The organism is Yersinia sp. 2542 StPb PI (genome assembly GCF_048593855.1).
Taxonomy (GTDB): domain Bacteria; phylum Pseudomonadota; class Gammaproteobacteria; order Enterobacterales; family Enterobacteriaceae; genus Yersinia; species Yersinia enterocolitica_E.
In genome coordinates, this window is record NZ_JAZGQA010000152.1 from 1 (window position 1) to 10,855 (window position 10,855).

Genomic DNA, 10,855 nt, shown 5'->3' on the forward strand with positions numbered 1-10,855 from the left:
ATGATTTTTCTCGTTTTTTATCTATACTTAATTCACCTATAACAATTTTAGTCACTCTATTGATGAAAATATTACAGGAAATTAAGTCTAAAGTTTCGATACCACTTTGCCTCGCTATTCTGGTGGCAATAAATGGATATCTGGTCTTAAGCCCAGTGCTGTTGCGGGCGATATCTCATTCAACCGATGCTGTAAACAATTTCAGTACATGGAAGGAGGCATTAAGTTTTCTTGAATTATTTGAAATTCCTCGATTTATGATCGGTCTGGTATTGATATTGATGGCAATCGCACTTTCGATGAGAACCCGCATTGCATGGTTTTTCACCGTGTTATTGCTGTTTACTATCGTTGCTATCAATCTCTTTATTCTTAAAGATCATAATACGCTGACGACTTATTCTCTTGTGATTATTGTTGCCTTGCTTTTTTATTGGCGCGATTTTGATTATCACAGCCTCGGCAGCGGTACTTTCTTTGCGGTCGTCAGTATTGCATCATTGATCGTCTATAGCATGCTCGGTACGCTCTATATGGGGGATGAGTTTGCTCCGGCCGTTACCGATTTACCTACAGCTTTCTATTTTGCGATCGTTTGTATGTCGACAGTGGGGTTCGGGGATATTATTCCTCATTCTACGCTGGCACGGATGTTTACTCTTACGGTGATTATTTCCGGTATAACGGTCTTTGCTGCTTCAATTTCTTCCATTGCCGGACCGATGATCAGTAATAATATCAAACGTATAGTTAAAGGTAGGATTTCTCACGTGGAACGTAAAAATCATTTTATTATTGTCGGTACCAACTCCCTGGCACTGAATGTCTATAATGGTCTACGTGACCGGGGTGATGAGGTTACTGTGGTTTGCGCCGTCGGTAGCCAGCATGAATTTCCTTCCGATGCAGATATTATCGAGGGCGACCCATCATCGGTTGCGACATTGCAACTGGCGGGTGCGGCTAAAGCAAAATATATTATCGCCTTATGTAACAGTGATGCTGATAATACCTTTACCATTTTAGCGGCCAAAGAAATTGCGGGTGAGTCCACCAAGACGCTGGCATTAGTGAATGAAAGCCAGAATATGAAAAAAGTTAAACGGGTAAATCCTGATATGGTGTTCTCATTGCCGTTGCTTGGCAGTGAACTACTGGTTAGGACTCTGAATGGCGATACCATTAATAACGATCTTATTACGGAAATGTTCTTTGGTAACTGTCAGAAATTAGACTGATCTGGCGAGCTTAATCTGCAGTAGTACACAAAAACACCCTCAGCATTGAGGGTGTTTTATTGTTGGAGAGTATTTATTGGGTAGCTGCATGTGGGTCTTTTGGTTTTTCTTTAGGGCCAACCATCAAACCTAATTCAACCGCGATGAAGCCTATGATCAGGCTGGCGACCAAATAACAGATTGAGACTAAAATTCCGCCAGGGTTCTTCATCATTTCGACCGCACCAAAGACAAAACTGGAAAAGGTTGAAAGACCGCCCATGATCCCGGTTGCGACCATCAAATGCACATATTGGTTAATTTTATCTTTTTTAAATAAAGAGGTAGCCAGCCCTAATAAAAATGCTGCAATAATGTTGGCGACAAAAATATCCATTGGGAAGCCGTCGGCCAGTCGCGGCACGGATAACATAATAAACTCGCGACACATGGCACCAAAAGCACCACCAACAAAGACTAAAATAATAAGATTTAGCATAACATTTCCCTCTGATTAATAAGCCAACCAGGCACCCAATGCCGCTGCCGCCAGACCGACGATGACAGAAATAATTAAATATCCGGCAGCCATTGCTCTACCACGAGCAGTGGCCAGTTTTGCTGCATCCAATTGCATGCTACTAAAGGTGGTATAACCGCCAAGAATACCGGTCAGTACCGCTGCATTGATTAAATCACCATAGCGATCACGCCAGTCAACACTAAAGAGAATACTCAAATATCCAATAACAAATGCACCAGAAATATTAATCAAAAAAGTACCTAGGGGAAAATTACCTTGATATATTTTGCCAACCCTCAGCCCTATCCACCAACGTAAAAGTGATCCGATACCGCCACCAAATCCAACCCACATTACATCGATTGCCGTCATAACAACCCCCTCAATGGTAATTCGTCAGAATAAGAATAATTGTAGTATAAATAAATTACGTGATCGTTCGGATATGGCGAGTTATCGGCCTTAAGTATTATGTTTTATTCGAGTTTAATCAGCGGAACTAATATAAATAAAATGAAGATCGGCGAACAAGATAACCGGAAGTTAATATAGTTCATCCTCTGTATTGTTCTCCAGTGAAACTATATTGCTATTGCTGCCAACGATAGAACTTTATACCGATTGCGTGGGGGGTATCACTTGCAGGGACAAAGGATGGCGTTAAAATAGAAATGCCGTTTCAAAAATCCGATAAGCAGAGACAGGAGCCATCATGCCCTACCAAGCAGACCCTTCCCGATATAACCAAATGCAATATCGTTTTTGTGGAAAAAGTGGCTTGCAGCTTCCGGCGTTATCGCTTGGGCTGTGGCATAACTTCAGTTTTAACAATACATTAGAATCACAACGTACATTATTGCGCAAAGCCTTTGACCTGGGGATTACTCATTTTGATTTGGCCAACAACTATGGCCCACCTCCTGGCTCTGCCGAGCAAAATTTTGGTAAATTGCTGCACGACGATTTTAAGCCTTACCGTGATGAGCTGATAATCTCGACCAAAGCCGGTTATAACATGTGGCCTGGCCCGTATGGTGCGGGCAGCTCGCGCAAATATCTGCTTGCCAGCCTGGATCAAAGCTTACAGCGTATGGGGCTGGACTATGTTGATATCTTCTATTCGCACCGTGTAGATGAAAATACGCCAATGGAAGAAACCGCCTCGGCACTGGCTCAGGCGGTACAAAGTGGCAAGGCTCTCTATGTGGGGATTTCTTCATATTCTTCTGAGCGTACCGCCACAATGGTTGAGCTATTGCAACAATGGAAGGTTCCGCTGCTTATTCATCAACCCTCCTACAATATTTTGAATCGTTGGGTTGAGCAGACTCATTTGTTAGATACGCTGGAGCAACAGGGGGTGGGTTGTATTGCTTTTACCCCATTGGCTCAAGGGTTGTTGACCGGGAAATACCTCAATGGCATTCCCGATGATTCTCGAATGAAAAAAGAAGCGGGCGGCTCGTTGAAGGAAAATATGTTATCAGCCGCCAATTTGCGCAGTATCAAGGCACTGAATGCATTAGCTCAACAACGTGGGCAATCATTGGCACAAATGGCATTGAGCTGGTTATTGAAAGATAATCGTGTGACCTCGGTATTGATCGGTGCCAGCCGCCCAGAGCAGTTGGAGGAAAACTGTGCAGCCCTGACTAACCTGAGTTTCAGTGCAGAAGAGTTACGTGCGATTGATCAGCATGTGGCCGAGGGGCAGCTTAATTTATGGCAGGCCTCTTAGGACCGCTAACCGGTGATAACGTGAGAAGCCGGAGATGTTCTCCGGCTTTTTTAGGGGCAAAACCCTTATTTTGCTTTGGGTGATGAGTCCGCTGCCAGCCCTAGCTTCAGTAGTTTACCGTCACTCTCATCAGTTAGCAGATAGACATAACCATCTGGCCCGACCCGGACATCGCGGATACGCTCACCGCGATCACCCAGTAAACGCTCCTCTGCAATCACTTTGTCGCCATCCAACTGCAAGCGAATCAACTCTTTCTGTGCCAATGCCCCGATAAATAGTGAATGTTGCCAGGTGGGGAAGCGGGCAGCGTCATAGAAGGCCATGCCGCTGATACCGGGTGATTTCTCCCAGTAATAGGCCGGTTGCTCGGTACCCTCGACATGGGTACCTTTCGCCTCTGGAATAGCTAAACCTGAGTAGTTAACACCATGAGTGGCTAATGGCCAGCCGTAGTTTTTCCCGGCCTGTGGGATATTGATTTCATCGCCGCCTTTAGGACCATGCTCATTAGCCCACATCACTTCAGTCCATGGGTTAAGCGCCAGACCCTGTGGATTGCGATGGCCATAGGACCAGATCTCTGGCTTTGCCGGAGACTTATTGGCAAATGGATTATCTTTTACTACCTTACCATCAAGTGTCAGACGTACGATTTTACCTTGATGTAGGCTTAAGTCTTGAGCCGTAGGGCGCTGATTGTTTTCGCCCAGAGTAATAAAGATATGGCCTTGTTTATCAAAGGCTAATTTGCCACCAAAATGGTTACCGGTAGATAATTTGGGTTGCTGGCGGAAGAATACCTTGAAGTTTTCAATGGCTGTCCCCTGAGGATTAAGATGGCCATAACCCACGGCGGTGCCCGCTTTACCCTCTTTACCCACTTCAGCAAAACTTAGGTATATACGGCGATCCTGAGAAAATGTCGGTGATAATGCCACTTCTAGCAGACCACCTTGCCCCTTGGCATAGACTTCTGGTACCCCCTTTAAAGGTTCTGATAGTGGCTTCCCTGCTTGCCATAAACGTAATTGCCCAGAACGCTCAGTGATTAAGATTCCCCCATTATCAGGCAGAAATGCCAGTGACCATGGATGATCCAATCCATCCTGTAATTCCGTTACGGTCACCGCCGGAGCGGCAAGGGCGGTCATCGAAACAAATACGCTAAATAACAGTGCACTCAAGCTATAGCCCAGTGTTCTATTTCCCAATATTGTCATCAGTTGCTCCTTTAAAATGCCAACAACTGTTAACTTTAGAGTATTAAGGGCAAGTCAGCGAATAACACCAGTAAAATCAGCGACTATATTACTGTAGCCAGTCCCATGCTGAGGAGTGCATTCCGATTTCGTTTCACAAAAAAAGCTCACAAGCTGAGCAGACGAAAAAGTGGCAAAGGTTAAGTTCAGACAATTCTGCAAACCGATAAGGTGTCCTAATTAATGATGCTGCCAGCCACTCATGGCTATTGCGAGTACGAGAAATCCATCATTGATGAGTGAATAATCATTAACTTAATGATATATAACTACATTAAACTTAATTCGCCGAGAAAAAGAATCATAATTTTGCGATAAACATCACATTGCATTTGCTTAGAAATGTGAAGAGCATCAATGTGAAAAGTCAATTAGAGACGATTATATGAGTAGTTGAATTACTGTCTTAACTATCAACGCCATATACTGCCGACAACCAGAAACAATGGGGCTGGGCAAGGGGCACGATAAAGTACAGATAAAGGGAATTCACCATTGCACTGGCATACAGTTAACGTGTGTCTTTTGAACATCAAAAGGTGTTGGGTATGGAAAAGAAAAAAATTTATCTATTTTGCTCAGCCGGTATGTCTACCTCGCTACTGGTTTCCAAAATGAAAGTACAAGCAGAGAAGTATGAGGTGCCAGTGATTATCAATGCTTACCCCGAGGCCCTGGCCGCAGAACATGGTGCCCAAGCAGATGTCATTTTGTTAGGACCACAAATCGCTTACATGTTGCCTGAAGTTGCAAAAATGTTCCCCAATAAACCAGTTGAAGTGATCGACGCGCTCCTATACGGCAAAGTCGACGGTCTGGGGGTATTAAAAGCTGCCGTAGCCGCAATAAAAAAAGCAAAACAATAAGGGGTGCACTGTGAGCGCATTTATTAATTCTCTGGAAAGGGTCATCTTGCCTTTTGCTATTAAAATAGGCAGACAGCAACACATTAATGCTATCAAGAATGGGTTTATTCGGCTGATGCCGTTAACCCTGACGGGTGCCATGTTTGTACTGATCAACAACGTTTTCTTAAGTTTTGGCGAAGGGTCGTTCTTTTTCTCAATGGGCGTGCGGTTAGATGCCGATACCATTACTATGCTCAATGGTTTTAAAGCGATAGGCGGCAACGTTTATAACGGTACTCTCGGTATTATGTCGTTAATGACGCCATTTTTTATCAGTATGGCGTTGGCTGAAGAGAAAAGGGTCGATCCTCTGGCTGCGGCTCTGCTGGCAATTGCTGCCTTTATGACCGTGACGCCATACAGTGTTGGCGAGGCCTATGCCGTCGGGGCTAATTGGTTGGGAGGGGCGAATATCATCTCCGGTATCATCATCGGTTTGGTGGTTGCAGAGCTCTTTACCTTTATCGTGCGACGTAACTGGGTTATCCGCCTGCCAGACAGTGTGCCGACATCAGTTTCCCGTTCTTTCTCTGCATTGATTCCCGGGTTTATCATTCTTTCCATCATGGGCGTGATTGCTTATGCCCTTGGATTGCATGGCACCAACTTCCACCAGATCATTATGGACACCATTTCAGCACCGTTGTCGAAAATGGGCAGTGTTGTGGGATGGGTGTATGTCATGTGCTCCTCGCTGTTGTGGTTCTTCGGGATACACGGTGCGATGGCCTTATCTGCACTGGAAAGTGGCATTATGATGCCATTTGCATTGGAGAACGTCGCAACCTATACCCAGTATGGTTCTGTTGCTGCGGCGCTGGCTGCCGGTAAAGAATTCCATATGTGGGCTAAGCCGTTTGTTGACTCCTATATCTTCTTGGGAGGCACTGGCGCAACACTTGGACTGGTTATTGCCATCTTTATTGCTTCTCGCCGTGAAGACTATCGTCAGGTAGCAAAATTGGGTGCACCGGCTAGTATTTTCCAGATTAATGAACCTATCCTATTTGGTTTGCCGGTCATAATGAACCCGCTGTTCTTTATTCCGTTCATCTTGGTTCAACCGGTATTAGCAATTATCACTTCAGTGGCGTATTACACCGGCCTTATTCCGCCAATCACCAATATTGCGCCGTGGACCATGCCAGTCGGCTTAGGTGCCTTCTTCAATACCAACGGCAGTATTGCCGCGATGTTATTAAGTTTATTCAACTTAGGTATAGCGACATTGATGTATCTGCCATTCGTAATAATTGCCAATAAGGCGCAGAGCGAGATAGATCGTCAGGTTGAAAGTGAAGAAGAGATTGCTGATAGCTTGAAATTCTAAGCGTTAAATCTGTTTATCGTATAAGGCTGGAGGCCGGAATGAAGTATCAATTTCCCGATGATTTTTGGTGGGGCAGTGCCACCTCCGCAGCCCAATCCGAAGGGGCGTCACTGCGGGATGGTAAGAGCAAGAACATCTTCGATTATTGGTACGAAATTGCACCGGAACGTTTTCATGATCAGATTGGTCCTGAAAACACCTCCACCTTTTACGATAACTATCAGCAAGATATTTTGCTATTAAAGCAACTGGGCCATAACACGTTCAGGACATCGATTTCATGGTCGCGGTTGATTCCAAAGGGTGACGGTGAGCTTAACCCCAAAGCTGTCACGTTTTATAACGCAGTTATCGATAGCCTATTGGTGCAGGGAATTACCCCCTTTATCAATCTTTATCATTTTGATATGCCATTGTGTATGCAAGAGAAAGGCGGTTGGGAAAATCGTGCGGTTGTGGAAGCCTATGGCCGCTATGCCAAAAGCTGCTTTATGTTGTTTGGTGATCGGGTAAAGCATTGGTTTACTTTTAATGAGCCGATTGTGCCTGTTGAAGCCGGTTACCTGAATAACCTGCATTACCCTGGTGTGGTTGACTTTAAACGTGCGGTGACTGTCGCTTATCACAGCGTATTGGCCCATGCCAACGCGGTGCAAAACTACCGAGAGCTAAAGCAGGGGGGTGAAATTGGTATCATTTTGAACCTCACCCCGACCTATCCTCGCTCCGACAGTGCGCCAGACCTGATTGCAGCTAATCATGCCGATTTATTGCTTAACCGTAGCTTCCTCGATCCCGTCACCAAGGGTATTTACCCTGATGAACTGATCACGTTGCTGCGAGAGCACGACTTATTGCCACAAATTGAAAGCGGTGATTGCCAGTGCATTGCGGCGGGCGTCGTTGATCTGTTAGGGGTTAACTATTATCAGCCAAGACGGGTTCAGGCGAAAGATATCCCAACCCCTCAAGGGCTGGTGAAAACGCCGGAGGATTTGTTCAGTTTTTATGCGATGCCCGGGCGCAAAATCAACCCGCATCGTGGTTGGGAAATCTACGAAAAAGGGCTGTATGACATCCTGAAAAATCTAAGAGAGAATTATAACAATATTGCGTGTTATATCTCTGAGAATGGCATGGGTGTTGAGGGCGAAGAGCAGTTTATCACGCCATCAGGTAGGGTTGATGACCAGTATCGCATCGAATTTATCCGTGCACATTTGCAGTGGCTACATCAAGCATTACAAGAGGGCAGTAACTGTAAAGGGTATCATCTGTGGACCTTTATTGATTGCTGGTCTTGGCTCAATGCATACAAAAACCGCTATGGTTTAGTTCGGTTGAATATCGCCGACCAGACGCGAGTATTGAAACAAAGTGGCTACTGGTTTGCTGATGTCGCCAGGCAGAATGGTTTTAATTAATGGCTTTAATTTACGGAGTAACAATAGCATGTTTGATTTAGATAAAATCGTGGGTGAGGTGCAGCCTACCGATGAGATGGAAGATGTGGTTATGGGGCTGATTATCAACGCCGGGCAAGCCAGAAGTTTGGCTTACAAGGCTCTGAAACAAGCCAAGGCGGGTGACTTTTCCCAAGCGGATGAGCTGATGGTGCAATCTCGCCTGGCGCTGAATGAAGCACATTTAGTTCAGACCAGGCTGATTGAAGCTGATCAAGGTGAGGGGAAAACCAAAGTAACATTGGTGCTGGTACATGCTCAGGATCATTTGATGACGGCCATGTTAGCCAGAGAGTTAATTGATGAGTTGATCGAATTGCATCGAAAGTTACAGTGAATTTTGTCTAACACATTGGCTATTTTGAACGAGAATGAAGGTAAATAAGATGGAAGTCAGGTTAGTACGTCAAAAAGACTTTTTTAACGGAAAAGAATTCCATCTGTTTATTTATAACAAAACGGAAAGTGCCACCGGCTTACATCAGCATGATTATTATGAATATACGTTGATATTAACCGGTATGTGTTATCAGGAAATAAACGGTAAGCGAGTCTTTTTAGAGCGCGGCGATTTTGTTTTTATTCCTATGGGATCCCATCATAAAAGTTTCTATGAGTTTGGTGCCACCCGTATTCTGAATGTGGGAATAAGTAAAACCTTCTTTGAAGAGCACTATTCTCATCTATTATCGCGGCCTATTGTGGCCTCTCAGGCTTATCGCCTAAAGGGTGATTTTCTCTCTTATATTGAATCGGCAATTTCTGCGCCACACTTTAGGGACGATGAGCTTACTGAACTGGTAGAACTGCTGACTTTTTATGTCACTAACCGCATCAGCCATCATAAAGAAAGTGACACTAACGACGATATTCCGCTGTGGCTGAAGACCAGTATCGACAAAATGCATGATAAGTCGATGTTTGGTGAAAAAGCGCTGGTGAATATGATCGAACTGTCTGGCAAAACCCAAGAGTATTTGACCCGCGCTACCCGCCGTTATTACGAAAAAACGCCGATGCAGATTATCAATGAAATCAGAGTTAACTTTGCTAAAACTCAACTTGAAATGACCAATTATCTGGTCTCTGACATTGCTTTTGAAGCAGGTTACAGCGATACCACGTTATTTATTAAAAACTTCAAAAAACTCACCTCTTTTACGCCGGGGAACTATCGCAAAAAATTCAACTGCGTCAGAGAGGGGTTATCCGATTAGCTTCCGGCCAGATAACTGCTACTGGAATGGCCTGACAAGGTACCCTCAATGGAAAAGTTACTTATTGTTAATGCTGATGATTTTGGTCTATGCAAAGGTCAAAGTTACGGAATCATTGAAGCATTCCGGCATGGTGTTGTCTCATCGACTACAGCGATGATGAATTGTGCGGATATCTATCATGCAGCGGAACTGAGTAAGCAAAATCCAACGTTGCCTGTGGGGATGCATTTTGTTCTCACTTACGGGCGGCCGTTAACGTCAATGCCATCATTAGTTGATGCCAACGGTGCTCTGGGCAAATGGTTGTGGCAACGCGCCGAAGCGGGTGAGCTGAATCCTGGCGAGATAGCTCGGGAGTTGGCGGCTCAGTTTGATAAGTTTGTTGCCGTCTTCGGCCGTGCACCCACTCACATCGACAGCCATCATCATGTACATATGTTACCGCAAATTTATCCGCTGGTTGTTGCTTTTGCCCACGAGAAATCTCTTCCACTGCGTATTGATCGCAATGAAATACAGCGGCATGAGATTGTGCTTGATAACCCGCGAAGCAGTGAGTGGTTCGATGCCGGTTTTTATGGTGAGGCTTTATCTGAGCAGACATTTTTGCGGTTGTTGGAAAATGCCAGTCAAAAAGCAATTAACTCACTTGAGATTATGTGCCATCCGGCGTTTGTTGATAACACCCTCATGACCAGCGGCTATTGTTATCCACGCTTGACCGAATTGGAGGTGCTGACGTCGCCGGCATTAAAGCAAGCCATTGAGCAGCGTGGCTATAGATTGGGATCATATTTGGATTGCTGAAATTATTAACATAAAGTCGCCCTTTGCCGATAATCATTATACTGACTTAGTGAGTGATAAGGATATGTCCGATGGGTATAAATGCGAGCTTACCAATAGCAGCAACGACGGGAAATGGCAGCAAGAATACTGCAAGTGCAGGAAATGATTTGGCATCTCAGATAAAGAATGTAATAGCAAAAATCGCTGAGGTTACGCAAAAACTCAAAGATGGCATTGATATGTCAGAAGATCAGCGAAAAAGTATTCAAGCTCAATTAACGATGTTACAGCAGCAACTGGCTGAGTTGTTACGTCGTCAGGCACAACAAGCGCAGCAAAAGCATGATGGGAAAAGTAGTGCTATTGAGAACGTAGACCAGATAAAAGCACAAGATGGCAATATAG

The 10,855-nt window shown here is 44.7% G+C and carries 12 protein-coding genes; 9 read left to right on the top strand and 3 right to left on the bottom strand.

Annotation, left to right across the window (positions count from 1 at the left end; all coding sequences use genetic code 11):
* Window positions 1-62 precede the first annotated feature (62 nt).
* Window positions 63-1,238, top strand: a complete 1,176-nt coding sequence (kch, locus tag V1952_RS16295; protein ID WP_083163071.1) for a voltage-gated potassium channel protein — start codon at window positions 63-65, stop codon at window positions 1,236-1,238.
* A 73-nt stretch (window positions 1,239-1,311) separates the two neighbouring features.
* On the opposite strand, the gene crcB is transcribed toward kch, so the two are convergent.
* Together crcB and V1952_RS16305 are read right to left on the bottom strand one after the other, a co-directional pair.
* Window positions 1,312-1,716, bottom strand: a complete 405-nt coding sequence (gene crcB / locus V1952_RS16300) for a fluoride efflux transporter CrcB (protein WP_372559712.1) — start codon at window positions 1,714-1,716, stop codon at window positions 1,312-1,314.
* A 15-nt stretch (window positions 1,717-1,731) separates the two neighbouring features.
* A complete protein-coding gene (locus V1952_RS16305) occupies window positions 1,732-2,112 on the bottom strand; it encodes a fluoride efflux transporter FluC (RefSeq protein WP_372559711.1) in 381 nt (126 codons plus the stop codon).
* 340 nt (window positions 2,113-2,452) lie between these two features.
* Between V1952_RS16305 and mgrA the strand changes: the two genes are divergently transcribed.
* Window positions 2,453-3,478: an L-glyceraldehyde 3-phosphate reductase gene (mgrA, locus tag V1952_RS16310; RefSeq protein ID WP_420075122.1), complete on the top strand. Its 1,026-nt coding sequence runs from the start codon at window positions 2,453-2,455 to the stop codon at window positions 3,476-3,478.
* Between the two features lie 65 nt (window positions 3,479-3,543).
* On the opposite strand, the gene V1952_RS16315 is transcribed toward mgrA, so the two are convergent.
* Window positions 3,544-4,701, bottom strand: a complete 1,158-nt coding sequence (locus V1952_RS16315) for a PQQ-dependent sugar dehydrogenase (protein ID WP_372559709.1) — start codon at window positions 4,699-4,701, stop codon at window positions 3,544-3,546.
* A 587-nt stretch (window positions 4,702-5,288) separates the two neighbouring features.
* Here V1952_RS16315 and V1952_RS16320 point away from each other — a divergent pair.
* The 7 genes from V1952_RS16320 to V1952_RS16350 all read left to right on the top strand — a co-directional run.
* Window positions 5,289-5,606 (top strand): PTS sugar transporter subunit IIB, encoded by a 318-nt coding sequence (locus tag V1952_RS16320; RefSeq protein ID WP_005276021.1) that lies wholly within the window; start codon window positions 5,289-5,291, stop codon window positions 5,604-5,606.
* 10 nt (window positions 5,607-5,616) lie between these two features.
* On the top strand, window positions 5,617-6,978 hold the full coding sequence (chbC, locus tag V1952_RS16325; RefSeq protein WP_083163081.1) for a PTS N,N'-diacetylchitobiose transporter subunit IIC: 1,362 nt from the start codon (window positions 5,617-5,619) through the stop codon (window positions 6,976-6,978).
* A 38-nt stretch (window positions 6,979-7,016) separates the two neighbouring features.
* Window positions 7,017-8,402 carry a glycoside hydrolase family 1 protein gene (locus V1952_RS16330; protein ID WP_420075123.1) on the top strand — a complete coding sequence of 462 codons (1,386 nt, stop codon included), beginning with the start codon at window positions 7,017-7,019 and terminating at the stop codon, window positions 8,400-8,402.
* 28 nt (window positions 8,403-8,430) lie between these two features.
* Window positions 8,431-8,778 (top strand): PTS N,N'-diacetylchitobiose transporter subunit IIA, encoded by a 348-nt coding sequence (gene chbA / locus V1952_RS16335; protein WP_083163086.1) that lies wholly within the window; start codon window positions 8,431-8,433, stop codon window positions 8,776-8,778.
* A 49-nt stretch (window positions 8,779-8,827) separates the two neighbouring features.
* Window positions 8,828-9,658 carry a transcriptional regulator ChbR gene (gene chbR, locus V1952_RS16340; protein ID WP_420075124.1) on the top strand — a complete coding sequence of 277 codons (831 nt, stop codon included), beginning with the start codon at window positions 8,828-8,830 and terminating at the stop codon, window positions 9,656-9,658.
* Between the two features lie 48 nt (window positions 9,659-9,706).
* Window positions 9,707-10,468 carry a chitin disaccharide deacetylase gene (chbG, locus tag V1952_RS16345; RefSeq protein WP_420075125.1) on the top strand — a complete coding sequence of 254 codons (762 nt, stop codon included), beginning with the start codon at window positions 9,707-9,709 and terminating at the stop codon, window positions 10,466-10,468.
* A 71-nt stretch (window positions 10,469-10,539) separates the two neighbouring features.
* The coding region (locus tag V1952_RS16350) for a FlxA-like family protein (RefSeq protein ID WP_420075126.1) at window positions 10,540-10,855 on the top strand (316 nt) is incomplete at its 3' end.

What these genes read in the sequence shown, in the direction of transcription:
- V1952_RS16330 (WP_420075123.1), top strand. Translation starts at nt 7,017, where the DNA reads ATGAAGTATCAATTTCCCGATGATTTTTGGTGGGGCAGTGCCACCTCC.
- V1952_RS16305 (WP_372559711.1), bottom strand. Translation starts at nt 2,112, where the DNA reads ATGACGGCAATCGATGTAATGTGGGTTGGATTTGGTGGCGGTATCGGA.
- chbA (WP_083163086.1), top strand. Translation starts at nt 8,431, where the DNA reads ATGTTTGATTTAGATAAAATCGTGGGTGAGGTGCAGCCTACCGATGAG.
- mgrA (WP_420075122.1), top strand. Translation starts at nt 2,453, where the DNA reads ATGCCCTACCAAGCAGACCCTTCCCGATATAACCAAATGCAATATCGT.
- chbG (WP_420075125.1), top strand. Translation starts at nt 9,707, where the DNA reads ATGGAAAAGTTACTTATTGTTAATGCTGATGATTTTGGTCTATGCAAA.
- V1952_RS16315 (WP_372559709.1), bottom strand. Translation starts at nt 4,701, where the DNA reads ATGACAATATTGGGAAATAGAACACTGGGCTATAGCTTGAGTGCACTG.
- chbR (WP_420075124.1), top strand. Translation starts at nt 8,828, where the DNA reads ATGGAAGTCAGGTTAGTACGTCAAAAAGACTTTTTTAACGGAAAAGAA.
- crcB (WP_372559712.1), bottom strand. Translation starts at nt 1,716, where the DNA reads ATGCTAAATCTTATTATTTTAGTCTTTGTTGGTGGTGCTTTTGGTGCC.
- V1952_RS16320 (WP_005276021.1), top strand. Translation starts at nt 5,289, where the DNA reads ATGGAAAAGAAAAAAATTTATCTATTTTGCTCAGCCGGTATGTCTACC.
- kch (WP_083163071.1), top strand. Translation starts at nt 63, where the DNA reads ATGAAAATATTACAGGAAATTAAGTCTAAAGTTTCGATACCACTTTGC.